Origin of the sequence: Breoghania sp., from assembly GCF_030066895.1 — a bacterium.
Classification (GTDB): domain Bacteria; phylum Pseudomonadota; class Alphaproteobacteria; order Rhizobiales; family Stappiaceae; genus Breoghania.
In genome coordinates, this window is the sequence record NZ_JASJAV010000030.1 from 48,903 (window position 1) to 72,179 (window position 23,277).

Here is a 23,277-nt window from a genome sequence, read left to right on the forward strand (position 1 = left end):
GCATCAACCGTCTTCCATCCGATTTCCACCACCCCGGCCTCAGCCGGAAATCTCTGCATTCCGAAACCGCATCCTCGACATGCAGCTCAATCTTCAAATTTTCCGATCTCAGCGGTTCCGGCACAGGATCTCGCGACCTCAAGCGCTGAGGGAGCGCGCTAGCGCTCTTCCATTCCCTGTGGCTGGAAAATCACACCGCCCTTGATCAGATAAGGAGCCGCTCGCGGAAACGCCCGCATATTGCTCGTTCTTGGCGGAATCACCCCGACCGTTGTCGAGTTCGGTGCGAACCGCGATCCGCTTCGAGGTCACCGCGCTGAGCTGATAGCTGCAGCGACCGTCTTCGACCTTGCAGCGACCGTCTTCGACCTTGCCGAACTTGCGCAGATTGATCACCGGGGCCGTGCGCTTGGACCGCGCCATCACGGTAAAGCCGTTAGGTTCCGTGATCGTCAGCGTCACATTGCGGTAGTCGCCGCCCAGATCAAAACCGACGGTTGCTTCGGAAAAACGATTGGTCGCAACCAGTTCGTCGCCGCCGGCCAGGGCTGCACCGGTCAAGAAGATCCCGGTTGCGAGCATAGCCGCCGCCAAGGACACCGCCCCACGACGTCCGGCACAGAACCGATCCCTCACCCTCTCGCGCCTCATATACCGCGCCCTCCGCAAAGCCGTCCCAAGTCACTCGTCCGCCGGACACCCGTCCATGGTTCAAGCCCCCGCATTGCGCACCTTACCCCCATGGGTTGAGGCGGGAAGAGCGAAACCGGAGGACGAAACGCTGCGCGGTTGTAGCCGACAAGTTCCCCAATGCCAACAACGACACTTAAGAAAGCAATGTCAAAAATGTATTTAAAAACAATGGCTAGCTAAAACAGAACATTATTATAAATACATGTTTGACTCACGCCCCTTCATCGCAACGGAGCAATGCATGACGATATCGTAAAATACACGGATTCACCGCCTTTCATACCCCTTTCAAAGACCGTCTTTCTCAGTTTCCCTGCGGTATTTTCGAATCTTCGCGCTTTACGGGAGATTTCGCAGCTGACTGCAACCCGTTGCCGACACTTCGCACACCGGTTGCAGCCCAACGGCCGCTCGCCAGCTTCTGCGCTTCGTTGATCTGGTCGGCCGTCATGCGCGCCTTCAAAGCGGCCCGCAACTTCACCGCCTCGGCATGCCCGCCCGCACTGGCCAGATTGAGCCACATGTAGGCAGTCACGAAATCCTGCGGCATGCCGCGCCCGCGAAAGCTGAGAAGATCGAGATTGGTCACGGCGGGGACGAAACCGGCCGAAGCGGCCTGGCGATAAAAGCCCGCGGCCTTCGAATAATCGACCGGAACACCCAATCCGCGCGCATGGATGTAGCTCAGCAGAAAGGCCGACACCACATCGCCGCGCGCGGCCGCACGCCGGTAGCTCTCAAGGGTCCATCCCCCCGAGTAGGGGGGAGCAAGCCGACTGTCATAGACGGCGGGTATCTCATCCGGGTCGAAATCGTCCGAGATCCGGGCATCGCTCCGGCCGCTGCGGCGGTAGAGGTCGAAAACCTTCGTCTCGCTTAGCGGAACGCCGAAGCCGTTTTCGTACATGACGCCGAGATTGCCCACGGCCGGTTTCAGCCCCTGCTCCACCGCCTGACGAAACAGCGCTACCGCCTTCTCGTAGTCCTGCGCAACGCCCTCGCCGCGCACATAGAGAAGACCGAGATTGTTCTGCGCCTTGGCTTCCCCCTTCTCGGCCGCGACGGACAGGAGTTCGCGGGCACGTTCCGGATCCTTCGCCACGCCGCGATCTTCCAGATAGAGCATTCCGAGATTGGCCTCAGCCTCCGCCAGCCCCTACGCGGCCGCCTTTTCGTACCAGCGCGCGGCCTCAGCCGGATCGGCTTCGATGCCGAGGCCGTTGTCGTACATGACGGCGAGGTCGAACTGATGATGCGGATCGCCCTGGGCGGCGGCAGCCTTGTACCATTCAAGCGCGCGGGCATAGTCACACGCAACGCCCAGCCCGGCGGCATAGTAGACGCCCAGCGCATTCTGGGCATCGGCATTGCCTGCGCTCGCGGCCAACGTGTACCAGCGCGCGACCTCGCCGTAATCCTGCGGCACGCCGGTGCCGCGATGGTAGATCCAGGCAAAGGCGCAACTGGGCCTCGACGGATCCCGCCTGCGCCAGCGGCGTGAGCGCGGCGACGGCTTCAGCGGTATCATTGCACGCCAGCGCCGCATCCGCCCGATGCAAATCGGCCGCTTCATCGGCAAGCACGCTTCCCGTCACAAGGACGGAGAACGAACAGGCGAGGCACAAGATCGCAGCCGATCCGGCGTGCCCTGCCCTGCCGAACGAGGTCTTCTCGCGCCGCACCACGGTTCCTGCGCGCTTGCTTTTCATCAGCCTTTTCATCGCCGGGCGCCCCTCACCGTGACTGCAACGGGCCTGCCGACACGTCGCCTTCAGATCCCTGGGCCAGATGCTCGGCATCCCACTGGCGGGCCCGGCGCTGGGCTTCGCTTACCTGTTCCAGCGTCATCAGGCTCGCGAACAATGCGCGCGACTTGATCGCCTCCTAATTTCCGTCGGCCGCCGACAGATTCACCCATTTGTGGGCCTCTACGTAATCCTGCTCCACCCCTTCGCCGCGCGCGTAGAGCAGGCCGAGCTGAAGCTGACAATAGGGACCGCCATGCTCCGCCCCGTCGCGAAACAATTCAAGCGCGCGCGCTCCATCCGGACTCCGACCACCGACCCCCTTGGCGAGGAGATCGGCAAGCCGCCAGCACGCCGTCATCGCTCGCCTTTTCCAACCAGGCGGTGGCACTCGCATCTCCATTCAGCGCCGCCTCGTGAACCCACGGCACCGCCGCCGCCCTGTCAGTGACCTCGAACGTGCCATGGGCATAAAGATTGACCGAGGCGCTGCTCGGCGGTCTTGAGCCCCGCCCTTGGCGGCCTGGAGATACCATTGCTCCGCGGCCGCCATGCTCTTCTTGACGCCGCGCCCTTCCGACAGCATCAGCGCGAAGGCCGCCTGAGCGCGCGGCAAACCTCTCTCTGCCGCCTGATTGTAGAGCTTGGCGGCGACCGCATCGTCCTGCTTCACACCGGAACCGGTGGCGTACATGTAGGCTAGGTTGGTCTGCGTGTTCGCATCACCGCCTTCGGCTGCCCGCGAGAACCAGATCAACGCTTCGCCCGGATCCTTAGCCAGCCCGCCTTCGCCTGCGAAATAGAGCGAGCCGAGCGTACTCTAAGCGGACACATATCCCGCTTCCGCCGCCTTTCGATAAAGCTTCAGCGCCTTGTCATCATTGCGCGCGATGGCACCGCCGCGCGAAAAATTCTGCGCCAGGGTTTATTGCGTCAGCGGCAGGCCGGATTCGGAGGCCATTTCCAGCCAATGCAGGGATTCCACCTCGTCCGCCGTCACCCCCTGCCCTTTGCCGAAGATGACCGCAAGTTCGTACATGGCTTCCGCCACACCCTGCCGGGCAGTGGCCTGCAGCCAGGTCAGGCCCTTGAGCTGATCCTGGGCAATGCCCGCGCCATTGCGGTACATCTTGCCGATGAAGAACTGCGCTTGCGCATTGCCCTTCTCCGCAGCCCGCGTGAAGAGACGGGCGGCGGTGGGCAGGTTCTGCTGAACGCCGGCACCTTGCAGATAAAGCTGGCCCAGCAATGTCAGCGCATCGACATTGCCCTTGTCGGCCGATTGCTTCAGCAAGGAGGCGGCTCCGGAAAGAGCCTGCGGCCCGCCCTTGCCGCGCACCATCAGGAAGGCCAGCCGGAAGAGCGCCTTCGGATCGCCGGGGACACCAGTTTTCCAGCTCCGCCCGTGCGGTCGCGAAATCACCGCGCTTGTAGACCTCCTCGGACGCTGTCATGTCGACGGAACTGCCTTCCTTCGCCTCGCCCGCCGCCGCCGACTTGGCAGGAGCACCGTGTGCACCGCTTCCCCCGGCAGGAACCCCCCGGCAGGAACCGCGCCCTGCGCGGGGGCCTGCCCATCACCAGCAAGGTCTTCAGCCTGCATGCCCCCGGAGCCGATCGACACGGTCATCGCCGCAACAATTAGGAAAACGGCGATTTCTTTCGCCACCCGTTGCGAAATACGCAAGGCAGTCCCACGCGTCATAGTTTCTCCTGATATTGCTTACTCCGGTGCACCACAGCCTCAAGACACCGCCTCAATTCAGCGTTCCGCCCCGACGCTCGATCAAATACCGGGCTCCTGCGGGAAGCGGCCCGTCTATGGTCGTTTCCCCGCCGTCGGCCCAATGCACGGTGACGCTGTCCAGCGCCTCCACATCGCCCAGCCCGATATGCGCCTCGGCGACATCGAACGACATGAACCTGCCGCCGAGCTGGATCTCACGGCTCTACATCCGCTCCCCCACCTTGGCGACGATGCGGTTGCCGATGCCGAAGCGGTTGCCGATGCGGTCCCCGAAAGCGAAAACCATCGCGTTGCCGGTGGCGGAATTGTTGATGAAGTTCATCACCGGCCCATTGACCGGCGCAATGAGAAAATCGAGATCGCCATCATTGTCGAGGTCGATCTCGCTCGCCGCAGCCGTGATCAGGTAATCGGTCAGGCCGAAGGCGTCCGTCGCCTCCTCGAAGGTGCCGTCGCCGCGATTGCGGAAGAACAGGTTGGAAGGGCTGACCTCGTTCGGCACCCATGTACCGTTGACGATGTAGACGTCCTGAAAGCCGTCATTGTCGAAGTCGCCGAACTTTGGTATCCTAGCTCCAGCTGCCGGCGTCGAGCCAGAAGTTCCGGAAGCATGTTGCGGCGCAGAATCTGCGGCACGATCTTCTCCATCGCGGCCTCGCCGGGCTTGTCGAAGGGGAGGAAATGCACCTCGTAAAGCTGGCGCGCACACACACGGCGCCCTGCGGGAGCAACTTGCAGATCGAGGGATCGCGGTTCTGAATGGCGAGGTCCTTGACCAGCATCGCCTTGCATTCGGCCTGGTAGCGCCCCTCCAGCTCCTGGCATTTCGAGGCGGAGCTCGGATCGAAGCTGTGGCCGGACTTGTACCAGCGCTTGATGGCCATGTTCTTTTCGCACACGGCCTTGTCCACTTCGCACTCCATGTCGTCGCAATAGAGATCGAGGGAGCGCATCTTGAGCTTCCGGGAGGCCCCGGAGGAGCGGCCTGCAATCTGCGCGGTGTAGATGACGGGCCTGCCCGAGTTGTTCAGATCGCCGGTCTTGATCACCATGGTCGTGGTCATCGTCATAGACCTCCGCCGTCCCCTCGAAGAACGGCGCCGGGCTGGAATGGTTGATGAAGACCGCCCTTGCCGTCGCCCAGATAGAACATGTCGGGCATCTCGAAGTCGTTGCCGACAAGCAGATCGGCATTGCCGTCGACATCGATATCGGAAAACAGGATCGACAGTGTCTCTCTGGGGAGCCCCGGCAGATCGCGATAGGTCGCGCCGCTCAAAATCCCGTTCTCGTTGAAGACGACGCGGTTGCGCGCCTCCTCGCCCGACGCGGTGCTATACCAGCCCGCCGCCCAGTTGCCCAACGCCAGATCGAGGTCGCCGTCACGGTCGATATCGCCGAAGTCGGCGGCAAGCGTCAGGATGGCATCGTCGCGGTTTCGCATCTCGCTCAGGTTGGAAACATCGAAGCGGCCGCCCTCGTTCTTCAGGACATAGTTGCCTTGCTGATAGGTGGTGAGGAACAGATCGAGCCAGCCGTCATTGTCGATATCGACCAGCACGGCGTTGAAGACCAACATCTCGGCAACCTTGCCGATCTCGAAGTCTTGCGGTCGAAACCCGCCCTTGCCGTCGCTCTGATAGAAGTAGAGCCACCTTTTCGGTGGAGTCGAAGACGAGATCCGTGTCGCCGTCGCGGTCATAATCACCGGCAGCAATGCTGCGTCCTTCCCAGAAGAGCGGCCACATGTCGGCAAGCGAGAACTCGGTCGGCTTGTCGATGCCGAGATGCCAGGCCTCCTTGCGGGTAAATGACTTCTCGCCGACGGGTGATCGGGGGGCGAACTCGGATCTGGTGAGCGAGATGACCGCGCCCTCGGCCCGTATCGTCCTGAAAGGCTTGGCCGCGGGCATCTCCTGCGCATGGGCGGAGCCGATCGAAGAAAACTCCCAGCCGGTCAGCATGCGCAGGGCGCACTCCGTCTGCCAGGAGTGATACTGCGATACGCCGAAACCAGCGAGAACGCCGACGACGAAGATCGTGCCGCCCAGCATGAAGGCGGAGCGCCATGAGATCGCGGTCGCCACGATGAAGAACGAATAGATGGAGAAGATGCCGAGCGTGAACAGCAGCGCCATCACGTAGCCCGGCGCCAGCCCCGCCTGCATGAGCGCCCCGGAGGCCACCACATCGAGCCCGATCAGCACGGGCAGGAAGGTGCCGATCAGCGCCGCGCCGACCAGACCGACCGCTTTGTAGAAATAACTTTAGCCACGAAATTCGAAAAACCAGTGATTTATTATAGTCGGATTTTTCGGAATTCGGATACTGGATTTATGTGACTGATTTATTTTCGATAATAGATGAACACTCAAATATCTATATATATATGTTCTCCTCCAACATTTCTTGGAGGCAAGGAGATTTGTGTGCGAACCGATTATTCAAATCCAACTTCAAAACAAAACTGGAGGACGGTGCCATTAGTACTGAAGCAACTGTGATCCGTGTCTTGGAAGACGTGGTCGGAGCCAAGAATCTAAGTGCGGATTCGCGGTTCCTGGATATCGGCGGGAACTCGTTGAACCTGATCGAGGTCCTGAAGCAGCTGCGCGAGAAGACCGGCGTGGCCCCCTCGCCGCGCATCTTTTTCGACAGGCAAAGCTCCTCGGTGGCGGCAATTTCCGCGGCTATCGATACCCAGCTTCATACAAGCGAGCTTGCCGAGACCGCGGGCTGAGCCCGCACATCGAGCACGCCAAAAGCATTTTTCAAGGGAGATTTTTCCCGATGCAAAAGCACTTTTATCTGACCGAGGAAGAGAAGAAGTTATTCTACGAAAACGGTTTTTCCGATCCCTTCACGCGGTTTGAACCCGACGAGATGACGGAGATCTGGAACGAGATCCGCATGGACCTTCTGGACACCAGCTCCGCGCTGTTCCCCGACAGCAAGCTCAACTACGACCGGCATCTCGACCTGCCCCAGCTCAACCGAATCATTAGCCACCCACGGCTCGTAGACAAGATCTCCTTGATCTTCGGCCCGGATGTCCTGAGCTGGCGCACTGAGTGGTTCCCGAAATACCCTGGCGACGAGGGCACCGACTGGCATCAGGCGGAAAGCTTCGTGGAGTTCGAGGGAACGGAGAAGCTGGAGCCGACGGCTGTGGTGGAAGGTCAGCCCTGGGAGCTAACGGCCTGGATCGCCATGACGAAGACGAACAAGGCCAACGGCTGCCTGAAGCTGATGCCGGGCTCTCACCGGACCTGGTATTTCGACAAAAAGCGCAACGTGAAGTTCGATCCCGACAACATCAACAAGCTCAACACGCGCGGCGAGAAGTCGGGCTTCTACGGCTACGACTACGACGACCTGAAGCTCGACCGCGACATGGAGATCGAGCCGGGTCAGTTCTTCATCTTCACCTCCCGCTGCATGCATAGGTCGAACTCGAATTCCACCAAGGACGACACCCGCTTCGCCTGGGCTACCCGGTTCATTCCCACCCATGTGAAGGTTATGACGGCCAGGATTCCTTCCACCACTTCGGTGAGGTCCTGCCGCTCGATCGCTACTCCACGGTTCTCTCGTCGCCGGCGAGGATCGCTACGGCCACAACCGCGTCCGGATGCCGATGCGCGAGGCCGCGCTGGCCGAATAGGCCCGCGTCGATCATCGGGTCCCCGATCGCCCCCGTTCGCGGACCCGACCACCGATCGGCATCGGGCTGCCGGAGCCTTTCCTGCTGCACCCCCGACCATTTGCAGGGAAGGCTCCGGCCTGACTCGATCGCCCAGTTAGGCAGAGATCGACATGAACAGTCCTTGGCTCGAGTACCCCGAGGACCTGCGCGCTCGCAATGACGCCCGCTTCCGCCTCTTCTGCTTTCCCTAATGCGGGCGGCGGCACCTCGATCTCCCGCCCAAGGTAATCGTGCGCACGGAAGGGCTCGTTTCGATCTCGCAGGGAAATCACGATGCGCGCTTTAGAGGCCGGACGACCAAGCGCACCTCGGATACAGTCATCTACCATTTCCCCGTCAGATCAACCGCACAGTTCCGAAAGAAAATCGTGCAAGGGGGGGGCCGCGCACAAGCGCGCACCCCGGCACTGACGCCCACGTCCGGCTGGCATTGGCGCCGCTGGCACCGGTACATCGAGGAAGGGCGCGGTTACATGGCCCTGGCCGAAGCACTCCCGAACCGCACCCTGTTCGAATATGGCAAGCAGTACAGCGGGTTTATGCGAGATGAGATCATACAGACAGAACTTGCAGCCCAAGAACGATCAGCATGTTCGACCATGCAATGGGCTTTGGCGGAAGCACCGTCATAGCCCTACTTATCGATCGCCTCTTAGGTAAGCGCTTGTATCTTGGTGACATTCCACCCGGAAGTTCGCTACCCCCAGAAACTCACGCCAGATCTTTCCAGAGGACATTAGCCACGCATCCGGCTTCGTTACATACATACCTCGAACATCGCAGCAACCGTTGCTAAAGACAATCCTCAATTCTTCGTGTTTGCACTTCGCACTGAGCAACCACATTAACATTTGGCTTTTTTATAATCGAGTTGCCTGTCCCAAGAAAATCGATGAGCCTGGGCATATTCATGACGACTTTTTCTTCCACATCGGAGACGGCATAGTTTAGAATCTCTACCCACCGCTTAATCCGATTAGCCTTAAGATTAATTGCAATTCGCTCCGCTGTGCGCGGGATCGATTCAAATTAATATACATTACAATATCTATTAACCATACAAACCATCATTACATAACAGCCAGTATAGGCACCAAAATCGAGGGCCACATCGACCCCCGTACACATCCGAAGCCATTCTTTTGCAATCGGATCTTCGTATGCTCCGGTCCAGAAATAATCCCATGCAACAATATCGCCATTAGCGCTAAACATAACGTATTTGACGTTGCCAACAACACAATCTACGAATCCGAAAAAGGAAAATTTCTGATTATAATCATGATAATCATCAACCTCTTCGGCGCCACTTTTTACGCCTTCACGATATTCATCCCTCTTGGCCAGAGCTTTCTTATTCAAGTCAAGCAAAGCTTGACTATCAATTCCTACCCTCGCAGGACCGTCAGATTCTTCAATTCCGAACTCTCGCAGGACTGTCAGGGGGACATAACAAGATGTCCCCTCCGGCTAGCGCCTCAATCTCCGACATATCGGGATTACTTCAAATTCGACAGGAAATTTACGCTCTACACACGCATTCTTAACCTGGTTACCGAAATCCGATTTGAACAGATTATAGGAGATCCTCAGATTATATTTTGCAACAACGTTCTTACATTCGAAAAACTCGAAATCGAAGCTATGAAAATTCAGGAAAAAGCGCTCAGGATCAGGGATCCAAACCGTGAATCGCATCATACATCTGATCTGTAATGCAGATACGGGGCAGGTTCTTCATCAAGAGATTGCGGGCAAAACCTTTTTCAAAGAAGACGTTAGTATGGCGTACGTTCTGAATAATATGTGCAACTTGGATATCCGGAAATCCCAAATTCTCTGCACGCGTGACGATATTCTTGAAATTGGAAGGCAACGAAAACAGTACGATATCACCATCACGGAACTCAGCTTCCTTGAGGAGGCAAAAATTCACGTCTTTTATGTGATCGCCGGTAATAAAGCTTCTCTAGCAAACTCCCGCCTTTTTGATCGTTAGTCACTGTCGTGAACCAGACCTCAAAGGCTGCATGCAGCGCATAATCAAGCATCTTGGCGGCCCCACCGACGGAACGGTAATTGAGGACCAGAGAGAGAAAGCGCCGCTTGTTACTCACCGCGCCAGCTCCTTTTCCTTGTAAGAAGTTCTTTCATGGCATTCGCGACCTCCGAAAGCGGCGTTTCATACTCACCTGCAACGGCACGCTCCAGGACCTTATCAAGATAGGTTGGCCAGATCTGCCGGCGCACCTAATTCGCCAGGAAAATTAGGGAAAACGCCGTCGAACCCGGTACCACGGTTGTGGAATACGGGCGTTCCCATAGAAATCGAATGGACCGTTCGCACCGACGTCGCGAAACTCCTCTCCTCATTCAGCCGACTTAAACCAACAAATAAATGGGATCGACTAATTACGTCCACCAATTGTTCGAATGGCAGAGAATTCAAGACTGACACATTGGGCAAGCCCATGAGACGGCTGACGCCTTTTGCATGGCGGTCAGTCACGCCGTTTACTTCTCCCAGAAAGAAAAATCCGCGCTTGTCAGGATTGGCTTCGAAATATTCTCCGATTGCATAAAAACTTTCACTGTAGTCGATCCAGGAATGGACCCCCCCGAATGCCAACGTCATCTTTTCGCGCTTAGATCTCCGCTCGGGCCAGAAAGAAAATGGATTATAAGCAGTATCGTGATCATAATTTGACTTTATATGGTCCCACAATTTCGGAGAAGTATACAAGATCACATCGGCATGGTCCATATATACCTTCTCTGTCGCCACATATATTTTGTGTAGATCAGCGCGCTGCATAGCAGCGAATTCCAGATCTTTGCGCGCGATGCAATCGAGGATGACCCGGTGTCTCTTGCTCGCGACCTTGAACTCCTGGGGGGAATTAGCCTGCGTAAAGATGAAAGCTGCGGGCTCAATTCGATTAGCAAATTTCGAGAAGATACCCGTAGGGAGGAGCTTCAATGCAGAATGCTTTCGAGCAAGTCCCAGCCCGCTCACCTCGCAGGTCAAAACATACCGCTCTTTGAGCATCAAATACTCGGGATCATACCCCGCGGATTTAAGCTGCACATAGAGTTGACGGGCACGCATTGCCGGCACATTGGCAATGTCCCCAGGGGAGGATCGTTGCATACGATGAAGTACTTCATGCCAATTGTAGCCGCACCAGCGTTTGAGACACGTAATCAACGGAGAAGGTCACCGCGTCTGTAATCATCGGATTTCGTCCTGTGGCGTTGCGGATAAGGCCCATCAACTCAATTGGAGACTCATCGCTGTTCAGGAAGAAGACGTCCTCAAAGTCACAGCACTCGTTGATCCCTTTCTGATCAGTGGAGCAGTCAACCACAAGCGCCGTCGTTTGAATATCGAGGTCATCTTCGAAGAGAAAGTTACCTACTGTGATCATCTTAAAGAGGTTAGGCGCGATCTTTGACCTATAGCGCAGAATATGGAACGGCATTTTTACCTGTTCCGATATATCATAAAGCCTAGGGAACTCCTCACTCCAACGAGCGAGAGAACCACGTTCGCCTAAAAGGTCGTCGAGTTCTTCATAGCTTTCGTTCAATACCACACGAATTGCCGCTTTCTCATTGGAGGACAGGGGCATTTCCCGGTTGAAGAAGACGATGTCATTGATCCCAAGACAATAATTCTGCTGCTGTTGCGCATAGCAGAATGCTTCCACGTCCAAACGCATATCTAGAATGACGGCCTTACGCGATGTAGCGTTCTTCTCAAGCCATTGAAGCGGAACGGTAGCCGGATTGAAAACCGCGATTTCTTCGCCTTCGCTTCCCGGGCCCAACGACGCTTCGGATCGAAGAAAACCATAGGGGTCAGCAGTAGATTCAAACGCAGAAAAAACTGCCTGTCTCTCTTCTGATATGTGAAAACCAACTGCTCTCATAGATTTTTCACTTTTTCAAAGCAGTAGGACAAAATCGGAAAGAAAACCTTAAGCAACCGACCGTAATGGCCGGCACGCATCTTGTCACCGAACATGTCGGCTATTTCTTTGTCGTTCGGCGCAAAAACAGCAGAAGCCGGCGCCACCTTGCCGTTGCCGCTTTGAGTATCCGGATTACCAATACGTCCGAACCCTCTCGAGCTTCAGCCGTTCGTAAGCAGGATTGTCGGTCTTCAAAACGAATTCGTGACGCTCCTTGGCATCATCATCCGAAACCGTGTAGTTCATCAACTCACTCCAAAGATCTTCGCATTGCGCGCGCAGATCGGGACTGATCCTCGGCGGATTGGGCATAGAGCTCTTGAAGTAAGCTTCATCAAACACGATCCCAAACGGGTTATCGGTGAACTCCAACCCGAAGCGCTCATTGATCTGCCGGATTGGCCGGCTCTTCGACCGAAGTCCGTGAATATTTATTACGATTGAGCGATCCGAAATTTTCGAAATGCACTCGATGACGCGCGCCATATGAAGCAACCACGATTCCGCGATGAGGTCCGGGGAGTTCGCTATTTCGAGTTGTCGCTGCCGCCCCTCTTCTCTCATTCTCGCATCTCGAGCGGCACGTCGCTGCACACTGCCAATACAGTACTCGAAATGCCTGAGCGGCACGACATATAATAAGGATTCGACGCGTGCGTGTCCCATAGGTCCCCAAAAGGCACGTGCGAGGATCTTTGAAACCCCAAAGGTCTCGAACGACATCACGATTTGCAAGCAAGCGAAGAGCTTCCTTGTGATCATCACGCCGATAGACAGGATGGAAGGGCGCTTTCGCAAGCCAGTTCTCGCCTACACGCCGCAACATCGCTTCGTGGAGACGAAACATAGCCCGATCTTCAAAATGACCGCGGTGGTTGGTGGCATTTGCCCCAAACAAATCGTCACCGATATGTAAACCGCATTGGTTCAGATAATCGGTAAACAACAAAGTGCCGCTTCGATGGAAGCCGAGAATGATAGCCTGAGTGTTCATTAAAATACGACCGAACCCAATGTGCGTTCTTCGACGTGCAGATATCTGAGATACTGACAGATGATGTGGGCGAGCATCTGGTGCACATCTTCAACGACGCCGTAATTATCCTCAGGCACATAAAGTGCGTGGGTCGCGAGGTCTCTTGCCTTACCTCCGGAAAAGCCCGTGAAGGCGATTATCTCCAGGCCCTTCGCATTAGCTGTGTCCAGCGCCTTGATAATATTGGGAGAATTTCCGGAAGACGAAATCGCCCATAAGACATCGCCGAGTTCGGCGCGCTGGGCGACATGAAAAGAGAACACGTCCTCAAACGAAATATCGTTAGCGATCGCGAAATTGAGTTCGCCGGAAGCATTCAATGAGGTCAGTCGAACGCGCTTACCCGTGGCAAGCCCGAGTAACTTCACATAGTCGCAGGTTACATGGTTGGCGATCGCCGAAAAGCCGCCATTACCACAAACGAAAAGTTCGCGATCGGCCTCGATTGCCTTCTCTAGATAATGCGCAGCACGATCGATCTGGTTGCGATCCACCTTGGAGATAGCCTGAGAAATTTGCTCCCCATAGTCGGTCGCATACTCGCCAGCAGACGAGTACCTTCTATCTGGGAAGCAACACGGCGTCATTCTCTACGATCTCCGCTCCGTCGGGCCAGAATCTGTATTCGAGAGTGGGCAACCCTACCTCCTTCAACTGATTCTTGAAATTCTCATCGTGAAACACTGTGATGACCTCCATTTCCCGCCCCCAGCACCTTGCCTCCATAAGCACCCATCGACAGAAGCTTCTGGTAAAGTGCATCGATGGAATCCTCCCCGATCTTACTCGACAACTGCTGCTTCAATTCCCAGTTGTGGTGCAACAGTCGACCACACTCCTTCGGATCGCGCATCAGCACTGCCTCCTGCATGGCATCCACCATCGCAACGATTTCGTGCTGCCGTTCGACCACGGCCTGATCAGAGCGGATATTCTTGTTCTGCTCTTCCAATGTGGAATTGGCACGCCGCGTTATCCCGGTAAAAACCAGCGACAGATGGTTTTCCAGAAAACGCCCTACCCTACACCAGAGTGCCGATCCTGCGTTACAGTCCCATCGCAATTGAAGTGAAGAGTGTTGTATCCGCCGAGGCAGACCGCATACTGATCCTGCTTGCCGATAGGCTCGCCAAGGCGGTCAATCTCGATCTTGCAGCTGTAGTCAGCCAGATCCTGAGGTCGATGGACTTATCTGTGTAGGCGGCCAGATTGAGCGAGGTCGCGGCGGTGAATGCAGAGGAAGTTCCAAGTCCCATCCCCGCAGGCACATCCGCAAAGGACGCGAAATCGATGAAGGGTACGGGATAGTCGCGTGCGATTTCCCGGATGAGGGGATGTTCGACCTCGGCGAGGGACGCAACTTCCTCCACACGGCTGTAGACGAAGCGATAACGCTTGTGGAAGCTCCGGTTGGTGGCCACATAGACGAACTTGTTGATCGTGAAAGACAGGGTCTTTCACGAAAATCGTTCGTAGTAGGCCGGCAGATCACTGCCTCCACCCATCAGGCTGATGCGGAACGGCGCACGTGTAATGATCATGACGCGTTCCCTTTCGCACCCAAAGCACAGATGTACCGCGCAGCCGCCGACAAGTCGGCGAACATCGCGACTTCACCGACATCGTACTTCCCGTCCTGATCGGCCAATCCGGTGGCGACCATGAGCGGCCTACAGCCAGCGGCAATCGCAGCGGCCGCGTCGACCGTCCGATCCCCCACCATAAAGGAACGGCCGAAATCGATGTTGTAGTGATCACCTGCACGCAGCAGCAGCCCCGGCTTAGGTTTGCGACAATCGCAATCGATCTTCAGTTCCGTTCGCTCACCGGGAAATCCGGTCTCGAGATGGTGCGGACACACATATTTGTCAGTTAGAAACGCCCCCGAATGCGCCAATTGGTCGTCTATTTCGGCATGCACAGCGTGTACGTCACTCCAATCAATGAACCCTTTGGCAATCCCAGGCTGATTCGTTACCAAAATCACCAAATACCCAGCTTCCTGAAGGCGCTTCACCGCCTCTCCCGTTCCTGGCAGCAAGGTCAGGGCTTCGGCGGTACAAGCATCTCCCGCCTCCTTAATCAAGACCCCGTCGCGGTCCAGAAATACGACAAGTTGGGCATTTTCACGATTCCGAGAAGACACCTCGCCACTCAGTATCTTCGCCTCGATTTCCCTCAGCCACTTCAGGGTCCCGACATCCTTGATGAATTCGGCCGTACGATATGCGTGCAGATGCCCCCCGGCCGCGACGACACGAGGAAAAACTGTCAATCCGAAATCTTCGGGTTCATCCGAAATATGCTCAAGGATACCCCGATTGAGGCAATAGGCGGCCGTATTGACGAAATTCTCGTGCTTGTTGTCGGCAGGACGGTTCTTTGAATGAAATGCCGTTATCCGGTCCGTTTCGTCAAAAGCAACCAAATCGCTGTCGAAGGGATGATCGTTGGGATGGACGGCAGCGTCCCGATCGCTCCGCTTTGCCGATGTTCGGCAAAAAAATGATCGAGTTGCATATCCAGAACCACATCGCCGTAGAAAACGAGGAAATCTTCAGAGAGACTGCCGGCGATGGACTTCACCGCCCCGGCTGTACCGAGAGGCCCATCCTCGCGGTGGTAGTGAATCTCAAGACCGAAATGACCACCATCGCCCAGAACCTCAGGAAACATATGACCAAGGTGGCCGGTCAGGATGTGGACGGTGCGGATACCGTAGCGAGCCAACAGATCCAGCTGATGCGCGGTCACCGACTTGCCTGCGATCTCAACAAGCGACTTGGGTCGATCAAGCATCAACGGCGCCAGTCTTGTGCCTTTGCCGCCTGCAAGAATGATTGCCTGATCCACCAACTATGCTCATCCGTGACGTTTCGCGCAGGTATGTTACAGACGCAATTCACGAGGCTTCTCGCCCTTGCATCAAGTTAACCTAACTGTCCAACTTTCGGAGAACTCGGAAACCCAAAGAAACCCGAAAATTTTGACCAAATAGGTAAAATTGAAGCGGACATTTTTGGTGCAAATTCAGCCGTCAGTTTGTGCAGGGTTCAATATCTCAGCCCCTATATGACGTAAACCCCGGTATGGTTGGCATACACCGGTTTAATCGAAGAGCGTGCGAATACACTAGAAAGCCCCAGGTAAATTCAGAAACATAATAAATTATATATAGTTACGAACCGCCATGCGCATTGGGATCGTGGAAATATTTGCGGCTTGTTAAGCTATATCGCAAATGCGAAACGTATCACTAGAACCTGGGGGCACAGATACGTATTTCTCACACATGCGCACAGAATAGTCAGGCGATCAGGAAAATATCATCTTCTACTTGGCTTAGCGTCGCGTTGGCAATGGTCAAATGTCCAGCTGCTCCGAAATCGAAAACATAGGCCCCACTATCCTCCTACCCGTAAGTGGCGATAAGATCTTCAACGGAGCCAAAGCCGAAGGATGAAGAAAAATGGATCTGGTCAAGATCATCTTCGAAATCGCTGATGACGGCAGTATCGAAACCTGTGTTGAAAATGAAAACATCCGCATCAGCACCGACAAAGAGAACATCGTACCCATCGCCCCCTTCCAGGGTATCGTTACCTTCTTCCCACTGCAAAATATCATTACCACTATTTCCAATAAGCTCGTCGTCGCCGAGCCCTCTACGTAAGTTATTATTTATTCCATCCCCTTCAATCCGGTCATCGTAAGACGACCCACGAACATTCTCGACGCAGACGAGGACATCCCCCTCCGCATCGCCGCCGCTCTCCGAAAGCCCGTCCTCCAAGTTCACGTCAATCGCAGAAGACGATCCCGTATAGACGACCCAGTCGGTTCCTGCTCCGCCGTCCAGTTGATCGGCGCCGGTTCCTCCATCCAGAACGTCGTTCCCGATACCACCACTCAGAGCGTCAGCCGCGCCGTTGCCATAGAGCCAGTTGTCGGCATCGTTACCAGTGATGTCGTCCTGCCCTGCGCCGCCGACGGCATTCTCGATAGTGACGTCGAAGGCGATCGCCAGATTGTCCGTCATGCCGAGAACGTCGGAAAAGCTGCCTACGGTCAGATTGACGACCTGATCGTAGCTCGTGCCCGACAAGTCGATAGTATAGGTACCGCCGGCATCCCAGATCGCTATGACCGGTGCCGTATTCATCGTGAAATCAAAAGCATCACGCTCGGCATTGGAATTGTAACCGTAGGTGGTGTCTCCAGTGCGCGTCGACATGTTCGCACCGTAGATGTCCTGAATAGCCGCGATGTCATGCAGCAGAGGGGTTGCCCCGTAGTAGGTGCTCGAACCGGGCTGAGAGTGATCCGCACCGGTATTGTAGATTTGGAAATAGGACATCACCGTGTATTGGCGCGTGTCCTGCGCGTATTCGGACATATCCTCATAAGTCGGCGAGCCGCCGTTATAGGCGCCCGGATGAGAAAGACCGATCTCGTGGATCAGCGTTAGATAGCCGTAATCGCCGTAGTCGAGATAGCTGTTGGCCCAATAGTTGGGATTGACCCACACACCGCCGCCCCAAGTGCCGGAGGACGGGTAGTAGGCCCAGGCAACGCCCGGCCCCGATGTGGTGTTGGAAAACGTGATCTGAGCGCCGGCACCGGTCGTCTCAACGAAATTTACCGCGACGACATCGTTCCAGGCCTGGATCGCGTCGCGCGCCGCCGCCTTCTGGGCCTCCGAAAAGCTCGAATAGCCGGCGCTTCATCGGTCGTGAAATACGGCTCGTAGGTGGGCAAGGAAGTGGTGAAACCGAACGTGATCGTCGTTCCGCTCCACTCCGCATTCGAGCGCGTCAGATTGTCGGAGATCGTGGCGAGATCCCAGACCTCCTTCGTCGCCGCATCCGCGCTAACCGCGTCGGCCTGAAACTGACCGGAACCGGCACATGCCGGACAGGCGCAAAGATCGGTAAAAGAAAGATCGACAGTCATATGCCCTTGTAGATTTCTGTTGGCCTTCAAACCAGAAGGCCCCACCGTCCCTATCGAAATATAAATTTCTCGATCTGCATTAACGGTAAGCATTACATATTTTCTATGTGGCTGTCATTTTCATATATATCCATCCAACTTTTTCTGCCGCATGTTGGATTACTGGAAATAATAAATATGACAAAATTCTAAGTTCAAAATGTTCAGATCAATGAACACTCCGTTCCATAATTTTTCTCCGGTCATCACGCCCCCGCCTTCATGCTGGGCGTTTGATCCGACATGCGGTAATGGTTGGTGCGAAAACATGTGAGAACAAGAGAGTTTCCCCGCGGGGGGAGGAAACGTGACGCGGGCGGGTACGAGGGACGAAAACCCGCCATGTTATCCGGCTTATCATACTGACTGATTCCAGTCGATCACCAGGGGAATCGGCGTTTTGCCGAAACATGATTTCATGAAGGGCATCATTCTTGCGGGTGGGCTCGGAATCCGATTGCATCCTGTCACCCAGATCATCTCCAAGCAGCTTCTGCCGGTCTACGACAAGCCGATAATCTACTATCCGCTGTCGACGCTCATGCTGGCGGGGATCCGGGAAATCCTGATCATCTCCTCGCCGCGCTCGCTGCCGATGTATCGCGAATTTCTGGGGGACGGCCCGTGCTGGGGGGCTATCCATCGACTATGCTGAGCAGCCCAAGCCCGACGGGCTGGCGCAGGCCTTCCTGATCGGCGAGCGCTTCATCGGCGGGCAACCGTCTGCCCTGGCGCTTGGCGACAACATCTTCCACGCCGCCGGCTTCACCCAGGTCCTGCAGCAGGCCGCCCGTCTGGAAAAGGGCGCCAGCGTCTTCGCCTATCCGGTGATGAACCCACGCGACTTCGGCGTGGTGGAAATGGACGAAAACGGCAAGGCCGCTTCGCTTGAGGAAAAACCAGCGAAACCGAAGTCGAACCTCGCCGTCACCGGGCTCTATTTCTACGATGCCGACGTGGTCGATATCGCACGCGACGTGAAGCCTTCGCCGCGCGGCGAACTGGAGATCACCTCGGTCAACGCCGCCTACATGCAGCGCGGCGATCTCAATGTGGTCAAGCTTCAGCGCGGAACGGCCTGGCTCGATACCGGCACGGTGGACAGCCTGTTGGCGGTGGCCAACTACGTGCAGACGGTGGAGCTTCGCCAAGGTTACAAGGTCGCCTGCCCGGAAGAGATCGCCTGGCGGCTCGGATACCTGGCCGGCGAGCAGGTTCTCAAGCTGGCCTCGACGTACCGCAATTCCTACGGCGAGTACCTGAAGAAGGTCATCAAGCAGGAAAGCCCGTCAAGCAGGAAAGCCCGTCGGGCGCCTTCTGAGGCCGGAGAGATGCGGTTGGGGGCGCCGAGGTCTTTCTCGGGGTGCCCATCCTTCGAGACGGCGCTGATGCGCCTCCTCAGTGTCCGACCCGTAAGCCTCCTCAGTGTCCGACCCGTAAATGGTATTGGGCTATTCCAGCTACACTTCTTTCGTCATTGCCGGCTCCGACCGGCAATCCATACCGTGATGCTTCATCTCGATCAGATTCTGATATCGTGAGAATAATCCAAGCGCATGCCCTACCGACAGATCACGGAGTGGATCTCGGCTCGGAGGTCGGGATGCCGAGTGGAGAGCATTGCGGACTACCCTATACCGTTTTTTTTCGGGTCGGACACTGAGAAGGCCCGACAAGCTCGCTCGAAAGCAGGGCCTCCGCACAGCCCCTGCCCGCCTCGGTGCCGGGCGAGCAGATGCCGTCCGCGCTCACCCCTTGCAGGCGGCCATGTAGCGGGCGAGAGCGTCGCGCCAATGATCCGGCGTGCCGATGATCCGCGACAGCTTCGCCGTATCGAGCACCGAATAGGCCGGACGCAGGGCGACCGTCTTGAATGCGGCGCTGGTGGTGGGTTCCACGACCGCGTCCACCCCGGCAAGCTTGATGATCTCGCAAGCGAATTCGTACCAGCTCGCCTGGCCGGAATTCACCACGTGATAGATCCCGGCAGGGGCCTCGGCGGCCAGGAGATCGAGCGTCATTTTCACGATGTCGGCCGTGGCCGTCGGCGACATGACCTGGTCGTTCACCACGGAGAGCTTGCCGCGCTCGCGGCCGAACCTGATCATCGTTTCGACGAAATTGCCGCCCTTGCCGCTCGCCCCGGCGGTGCCGAACAGAGAAGCCATCCGCAGAACGGTCGTCGTGGGATAGCGCAGAACGAGCGTCTCGCCCATTGCCTTGGAAGCGCCGTAGACGTTGACCGGATCCTTCGCCGCAAGCTCGTCATAGGGCGTCTTCCGGCCGATGCCGGAGAAGACGTAATCGGTCGAATAGTAGACGAAAAGCTTGCCCGCCTCGGCACACCACGCCGCGATCGCATCGGCTGCGCGGACATTGACCTGAAAGGCAGGATCGGCGTCGAGCTCTACCGCATCCGTCTTGTGGACGCTGGCGCAATAGAGGACGACGTCGAAGTCCTCACGCTCCAGCGCCAGGCGGATGGCGTCGGTATCGGAAAGATCCAGCCGGTCGCGGCCGAAGGGCAGGAAGGTGAAATCCGCCCGCCCCTTGGCCGCAGCGGCGATGTCAGTACCGAACTGACCGGCAGAACCGAAGGTGAGAAGTCGCGTCATATGTCGAGCATCCCGCCGCGCAGTTCCAGGTCCTTGATGACCCGGTGCCAATGCGCAAGCTCGGAGTACCAGTCGAGCGTGATCGTCTTCACGGTGCGCTCAAGCTCACCGGATTCCAGTTTCTCGCAGATTTCGGAAACAGCACGACCGGCGGTCCACTTCGCCTTGTAGCCAAGCCCCTCGATCTTGTCGAAAGCCGCCCGGTAGGAGCGATTGTCCGCATCGCCGTACCATTCGATTTCAACGTCGCGGGGAACGGCTTCGGCCACAGTCTCGGCCAACGGCCCGATCTGGTAGACGTTTTCCGCCGAGCCCACATTGAAGATCTGGCCGTTGACCTTGTCGGCATCGGCCTCGAGCATGAAGATCTGCGCTGCGGCCGTGTCCTGCACGTGCACCATCGGCCGCCACTGGCTGCCATCGCGCATCAGCGGCAGCTTACCGGTCTTCCTGGCGCCGTAGGTCATGCCGTTGATCGCCAGATCGAAGCGCATGCGCGGCGAGTAACCGTAGACAGTGGACTGGTGCAGAACCACCACGCAGAAGATCTCGTCGACCAGCGGCAGCGTGCCCTGCTCGGCCATTTCGCTGGCCCGCGCATAGATGGTCAGCGGGTTGGTCTTCGTCGTCTCGTCGGCGATCACCTCGGGCGGCTGAAAACCGTAGAGCGAGCACGACGAGGGCAGCACGTAGCGCTTGACCCCGGCCTCCTTGGCCATGTGCGCGGTGCGAATGCGGCTGTCGCGGTTGATCGCCCAGGTGGCGTCCTGAAACTTCTCGCCGGAGGGATCGTTGGAGATGGCGACCAGGTCGATGACCGCATCCACATCGGCGGAATGGTCACTCGTGAGCATGCGCGAATCCTCGCGAACACGCTCAAGCTTCGGCTGATCGTTCAGAAGTTCGGAGCCGAAGACGAACCGGTCAACGGCGCGCACCTCGTAGCCACGCTCCAACAACATCGGCACAAGAGAAGTGCCGATATAGCCTCCTGCCCCGGTAACGAGAATCTTGGTCATTTTTGGAAAACCCCGGTCAGGAGAGCCCGGACTGAGCTGCCGGGCCTAGCCGCATCAGCGCCCGTTCAGAACGGAAGCCTGTCGATGATATCCTTGAACAGCGGCTGATTTTTGTCTTTGTCGGAAAGCGTCAGTTCTTCGGGCTTGAACGGCCAGTCGATCCCCAGATCCGGATCGTCCCAGCGCACGCCCCTGTCGTTTTCGGGCGAATAGAAGTTGGTGACCTTGTAGATGAGCTGTGTTTGCGGCTCGAGCGTCACGATCCCGTGGCCGAATCTGATCGGCAGCAGGATCTGGTTCCACTCGTCTGCGGAAATCTTCGCGCTGACATGCTTGCCGAAGGTGGACGAGCCCTTGCGCAGATCGACGGCGACATCGAGAATCGAGCCGGAAACCACGCGCACCAGCTTGTCTTGCGCGAACGGCGGCGTCTGGAAATGGATACCGCGAAGGACGCGGGTCTCTACGGACAGGGAATGGTTGTCCTACACGAAATCAAGGGAAATCCCGTGTTCTTCGAACATCTTCCGATTGTAGGTTTCCGAGAAAAAACCGCGATTATCTCCAAACTTCTTTGGCCTGATGATTTCAACGTCAGGAATTTCCAGAGAAACAACTTCCATGTGCCGATCATCCGCAGTCAAGTGCGGTAAAACCGCCCGCAAACGTCATACGGCATAGCTCCTGCACATTGACAGTGTCAATCACACCCAAGTTCTATTCAACCGCCCGAGACCATTTGCGCCAGAACGCCCGAGGGCAGGTGTAACAACGTACCGGCGCAAACTGGACCCGGCAGAGCCAGACCGGTGGATGACGGGTCAGACCTCGGCCCGTTCCCGCTCCTCAACCCGCATTTCGCTTCCCAGACGCTCACTCCAGAACCGCCTCTGGGGCGGAGGGTCGTTCAGGATCGCGGCGGCCGCGCGGGCCTTGTTCTGCATGGCGCGCAGTCCCTGCGGATCGGAGATCGCAGCCAAGATCGCATCCACCCAGGCCCCGACCTCGTTCGGCGCCAGCAGTCCGGTCTCGCCGTCGCGAATTTCGTTGGCGAAACACCACTCCTCGCTGTAGAGGCCGACGGCCCCCAGCATCGCGTGTTCGATCACCTTATTTATGGAGCGGCCCCGGTTGAACGGCGTGTCGAGCATCGGATAGAGCGCCAGATGAAACCGCAACCGCGCATGGCGGGCGCGGTGAAGGGCCCAGGGCAACGGCCGGCGCAAGCGCAGGCGCGGTGACCGTCAATCGACATTCCAAGCTTGCCACGCGCGATCATCGTCACCGCCACGTTGCGATGGCTCTCGAGCACCCTTTCCAGCACCGCGCCGACAAACACGCGATCGGCACCGTGGGTGACAGAGCCCAGATAGGCGATATGCAGGGCGCCGCCGCGATCCAGCTTGCTGAAATGGTTGTCGTCAGCCATCGGCCCGGCCCAGATCGGGCCGAGCAGCGCGGTGCGGTGGGTGGCTTCGAATTTCTCCTCCAGAAAGGTCGTCGGCACGACCACGGTCTCGGCCCGTTCCAGCAGCGCGCGGTATTGGCCCTCGTGCAGCCGCTTGAGGCGGGAGCGGTAGTCGGCGGGCAGCGTCTCGTCCCTCGGCGGCATCGAGATCGTCGTTGATCACATAGGTGACACGCAGCGAGGAATCGGAGAGAACGGCATCGACGACGCGCGGCGTATCATGGCGCACGACGACAGCCTGATCGTTGCACAGGAAGCTGTTGGCGCCGATCCGGCGGTTAA

Annotated in this window: 31 protein-coding genes and 3 pseudogenes; 6 read left to right on the forward strand and 28 right to left on the reverse strand. The window is 57.1% G+C overall.

Annotated elements, in window-relative coordinates; all coding sequences use genetic code 11:
• Window positions 1-138: 138 nt before the first annotated feature.
• The 12 genes and pseudogenes from QNJ43_RS23090 to QNJ43_RS23145 all read right to left on the reverse strand — a co-directional run bounded on the left by QNJ43_RS23090 (window position 139) and on the right by QNJ43_RS23145 (window position 6,392).
• The gene (locus tag QNJ43_RS23090; protein WP_300473556.1) at window positions 139-582 is read right to left on the reverse strand and encodes a hypothetical protein; all 444 of its coding nucleotides are present in this window, start codon (window positions 580-582) and stop codon (window positions 139-141) included.
• Window positions 583-997: 415 nt separating this feature from the next.
• Entirely contained in the window at window positions 998-1,846 is an 849-nt protein-coding gene (locus QNJ43_RS23095; RefSeq protein WP_300473819.1) for a tetratricopeptide repeat protein, read from the reverse strand.
• A 3-nt stretch (window positions 1,847-1,849) separates the two neighbouring features.
• Window positions 1,850-2,266: a tetratricopeptide repeat protein gene (locus tag QNJ43_RS23100; RefSeq protein ID WP_300473559.1), complete on the reverse strand. Its 417-nt coding sequence runs from the start codon at window positions 2,264-2,266 to the stop codon at window positions 1,850-1,852.
• Window positions 2,267-2,577: 311 nt separating this feature from the next.
• The gene (locus QNJ43_RS23105) at window positions 2,578-2,799 is read right to left on the reverse strand and encodes a hypothetical protein (protein ID WP_300473561.1); all 222 of its coding nucleotides are present in this window, start codon (window positions 2,797-2,799) and stop codon (window positions 2,578-2,580) included.
• 42 nt (window positions 2,800-2,841) lie between these two features.
• Window positions 2,842-3,195 carry a tetratricopeptide repeat protein gene (locus tag QNJ43_RS23110; protein ID WP_300473564.1) on the reverse strand — a complete coding sequence of 118 codons (354 nt, stop codon included), beginning with the start codon at window positions 3,193-3,195 and terminating at the stop codon, window positions 2,842-2,844.
• Window positions 3,172-3,240: pseudogene (locus QNJ43_RS23115) on the reverse strand (hypothetical protein); the annotation flags it as partial. The gene QNJ43_RS23110 and the pseudogene QNJ43_RS23115, both read right to left, overlap by 24 nt.
• A 123-nt stretch (window positions 3,241-3,363) precedes the next feature.
• Window positions 3,364-3,861, reverse strand: a complete 498-nt coding sequence (locus tag QNJ43_RS23120) for a tetratricopeptide repeat protein (protein ID WP_300473567.1) — start codon at window positions 3,859-3,861, stop codon at window positions 3,364-3,366.
• Between the two features lie 334 nt (window positions 3,862-4,195).
• The gene (locus QNJ43_RS23125; RefSeq protein WP_300473822.1) at window positions 4,196-4,378 is read right to left on the reverse strand and encodes an ASPIC/UnbV domain-containing protein; all 183 of its coding nucleotides are present in this window, start codon (window positions 4,376-4,378) and stop codon (window positions 4,196-4,198) included.
• Between the two features lie 9 nt (window positions 4,379-4,387).
• Window positions 4,388-4,753, reverse strand: coding sequence for a VCBS repeat-containing protein (locus QNJ43_RS23130; RefSeq protein ID WP_300473824.1), 366 nt, complete (start codon window positions 4,751-4,753; stop codon window positions 4,388-4,390).
• Window position 4,754: 1 nt separating this feature from the next.
• Window positions 4,755-5,249, reverse strand: a complete 495-nt coding sequence (locus QNJ43_RS23135; RefSeq protein WP_300473569.1) for a hypothetical protein — start codon at window positions 5,247-5,249, stop codon at window positions 4,755-4,757.
• 2 nt (window positions 5,250-5,251) lie between these two features.
• Window positions 5,252-5,764, reverse strand: a complete 513-nt coding sequence (locus QNJ43_RS23140) for a VCBS repeat-containing protein (protein ID WP_300473572.1) — start codon at window positions 5,762-5,764, stop codon at window positions 5,252-5,254.
• Window positions 5,724-6,392, reverse strand: a complete 669-nt coding sequence (locus QNJ43_RS23145) for an FG-GAP repeat protein (RefSeq protein ID WP_300473575.1) — start codon at window positions 6,390-6,392, stop codon at window positions 5,724-5,726. The genes QNJ43_RS23140 and QNJ43_RS23145 overlap by 41 nt, the downstream gene beginning before the upstream one ends.
• A 182-nt stretch (window positions 6,393-6,574) precedes the next feature.
• Between QNJ43_RS23145 and QNJ43_RS23150 the strand changes: the two genes are divergently transcribed.
• Window positions 6,575-6,925 carry an acyl carrier protein gene (locus QNJ43_RS23150; RefSeq protein ID WP_300473577.1) on the forward strand — a complete coding sequence of 117 codons (351 nt, stop codon included), beginning with the start codon at window positions 6,575-6,577 and terminating at the stop codon, window positions 6,923-6,925.
• Window positions 6,926-6,975: 50 nt separating this feature from the next.
• Complete coding sequence (locus tag QNJ43_RS23155; RefSeq protein ID WP_300473579.1) at window positions 6,976-7,989, forward strand: chlorinating enzyme; 1,014 nt, start codon at window positions 6,976-6,978, stop codon at window positions 7,987-7,989.
• A gap of 931 nt (window positions 7,990-8,920) precedes the next feature.
• Here the strand turns inward: QNJ43_RS23155 and QNJ43_RS23160 are convergent.
• Entirely contained in the window at window positions 8,921-9,262 is a 342-nt protein-coding gene (locus QNJ43_RS23160; RefSeq protein WP_300473581.1) for a hypothetical protein, read from the reverse strand.
• 316 nt (window positions 9,263-9,578) lie between these two features.
• Between QNJ43_RS23160 and QNJ43_RS23165 the strand changes: the two genes are divergently transcribed.
• On the forward strand, window positions 9,579-9,890 hold the full coding sequence (locus QNJ43_RS23165; protein WP_300473584.1) for a hypothetical protein: 312 nt from the start codon (window positions 9,579-9,581) through the stop codon (window positions 9,888-9,890).
• A 219-nt stretch (window positions 9,891-10,109) separates the two neighbouring features.
• Here QNJ43_RS23165 and QNJ43_RS23170 read toward each other — a convergent pair whose 3' ends face one another.
• From QNJ43_RS23170 to QNJ43_RS23185, 4 genes are all read right to left on the reverse strand, one after another.
• Window positions 10,110-11,009 (reverse strand): hypothetical protein, encoded by a 900-nt coding sequence (locus QNJ43_RS23170; protein ID WP_300473586.1) that lies wholly within the window; start codon window positions 11,007-11,009, stop codon window positions 10,110-10,112.
• A 46-nt stretch (window positions 11,010-11,055) separates the two neighbouring features.
• Window positions 11,056-11,721 carry a hypothetical protein gene (locus tag QNJ43_RS23175; protein ID WP_300473589.1) on the reverse strand — a complete coding sequence of 222 codons (666 nt, stop codon included), beginning with the start codon at window positions 11,719-11,721 and terminating at the stop codon, window positions 11,056-11,058.
• A 98-nt stretch (window positions 11,722-11,819) separates the two neighbouring features.
• Entirely contained in the window at window positions 11,820-11,969 is a 150-nt protein-coding gene (locus QNJ43_RS23180; protein WP_300473591.1) for a hypothetical protein, read from the reverse strand.
• A gap of 28 nt (window positions 11,970-11,997) precedes the next feature.
• The gene (locus tag QNJ43_RS23185; protein ID WP_300473593.1) at window positions 11,998-12,588 is read right to left on the reverse strand and encodes a hypothetical protein; all 591 of its coding nucleotides are present in this window, start codon (window positions 12,586-12,588) and stop codon (window positions 11,998-12,000) included.
• Between the two features lie 31 nt (window positions 12,589-12,619).
• Here QNJ43_RS23185 and QNJ43_RS23190 point away from each other — a divergent pair, with 31 nt between their 5' ends.
• Window positions 12,620-12,781 (forward strand): hypothetical protein, encoded by a 162-nt coding sequence (locus tag QNJ43_RS23190; protein ID WP_300473596.1) that lies wholly within the window; start codon window positions 12,620-12,622, stop codon window positions 12,779-12,781.
• A 77-nt stretch (window positions 12,782-12,858) separates the two neighbouring features.
• Here QNJ43_RS23190 and QNJ43_RS23195 read toward each other — a convergent pair whose 3' ends face one another.
• The 6 genes from QNJ43_RS23195 to QNJ43_RS23220 all read right to left on the reverse strand — a co-directional run bounded on the left by QNJ43_RS23195 (window position 12,859) and on the right by QNJ43_RS23220 (window position 17,429).
• On the reverse strand, window positions 12,859-13,488 hold the full coding sequence (locus QNJ43_RS23195) for an SIS domain-containing protein (RefSeq protein WP_300473598.1): 630 nt from the start codon (window positions 13,486-13,488) through the stop codon (window positions 12,859-12,861).
• A gap of 83 nt (window positions 13,489-13,571) precedes the next feature.
• Complete coding sequence (locus QNJ43_RS23200) at window positions 13,572-13,853, reverse strand: hypothetical protein (protein ID WP_300473600.1); 282 nt, start codon at window positions 13,851-13,853, stop codon at window positions 13,572-13,574.
• Window positions 13,854-13,947: 94 nt separating this feature from the next.
• Window positions 13,948-14,322: a hypothetical protein gene (locus QNJ43_RS23205; RefSeq protein WP_300473603.1), complete on the reverse strand. Its 375-nt coding sequence runs from the start codon at window positions 14,320-14,322 to the stop codon at window positions 13,948-13,950.
• Between the two features lie 116 nt (window positions 14,323-14,438).
• On the reverse strand, window positions 14,439-15,329 hold the full coding sequence (locus tag QNJ43_RS23210; protein ID WP_300473605.1) for an HAD-IIIA family hydrolase: 891 nt from the start codon (window positions 15,327-15,329) through the stop codon (window positions 14,439-14,441).
• The gene (locus tag QNJ43_RS23215; protein WP_300473608.1) at window positions 15,299-15,754 is read right to left on the reverse strand and encodes a nucleotidyltransferase family protein; all 456 of its coding nucleotides are present in this window, start codon (window positions 15,752-15,754) and stop codon (window positions 15,299-15,301) included. Before QNJ43_RS23215 ends, QNJ43_RS23210 begins: the two co-directional genes overlap by 31 nt.
• Before the next feature lie 559 nt (window positions 15,755-16,313).
• Window positions 16,314-17,429 (reverse strand): M10 family metallopeptidase C-terminal domain-containing protein, encoded by a 1,116-nt coding sequence (locus tag QNJ43_RS23220; protein ID WP_300473611.1) that lies wholly within the window; start codon window positions 17,427-17,429, stop codon window positions 16,314-16,316.
• 222 nt (window positions 17,430-17,651) lie between these two features.
• Between QNJ43_RS23220 and QNJ43_RS23225 the strand changes: the two genes are divergently transcribed.
• Both QNJ43_RS23225 and rfbA read left to right on the forward strand, forming a co-directional pair.
• Window positions 17,652-17,789, forward strand: a complete 138-nt coding sequence (locus QNJ43_RS23225; RefSeq protein WP_300473613.1) for a hypothetical protein — start codon at window positions 17,652-17,654, stop codon at window positions 17,787-17,789.
• Between the two features lie 522 nt (window positions 17,790-18,311).
• Window positions 18,312-19,164: pseudogene (gene rfbA, locus QNJ43_RS23230) on the forward strand (glucose-1-phosphate thymidylyltransferase RfbA); the annotation flags it as partial.
• Between the two features lie 477 nt (window positions 19,165-19,641).
• Here rfbA and rfbD read toward each other — a convergent pair.
• From rfbD to QNJ43_RS23255, 5 genes and pseudogenes are all read right to left on the reverse strand, one after another.
• The gene (gene rfbD, locus QNJ43_RS23235) at window positions 19,642-20,508 is read right to left on the reverse strand and encodes a dTDP-4-dehydrorhamnose reductase (protein ID WP_300473616.1); all 867 of its coding nucleotides are present in this window, start codon (window positions 20,506-20,508) and stop codon (window positions 19,642-19,644) included.
• Window positions 20,505-21,527, reverse strand: a complete 1,023-nt coding sequence (locus QNJ43_RS23240) for an SDR family oxidoreductase (RefSeq protein ID WP_300473619.1) — start codon at window positions 21,525-21,527, stop codon at window positions 20,505-20,507. The genes rfbD and QNJ43_RS23240 overlap by 4 nt, the downstream gene beginning before the upstream one ends.
• Before the next feature lie 65 nt (window positions 21,528-21,592).
• A pseudogene (gene rfbC, locus QNJ43_RS23245) lies at window positions 21,593-22,150 on the reverse strand (dTDP-4-dehydrorhamnose 3,5-epimerase).
• 198 nt (window positions 22,151-22,348) lie between these two features.
• The gene (locus QNJ43_RS23250) at window positions 22,349-22,678 is read right to left on the reverse strand and encodes a hypothetical protein (RefSeq protein ID WP_300473622.1); all 330 of its coding nucleotides are present in this window, start codon (window positions 22,676-22,678) and stop codon (window positions 22,349-22,351) included.
• Complete coding sequence (locus QNJ43_RS23255) at window positions 22,642-23,139, reverse strand: hypothetical protein (RefSeq protein WP_300473623.1); 498 nt, start codon at window positions 23,137-23,139, stop codon at window positions 22,642-22,644. Before QNJ43_RS23255 ends, QNJ43_RS23250 begins: the two co-directional genes overlap by 37 nt.
• Window positions 23,140-23,277 lie beyond the last annotated feature (138 nt).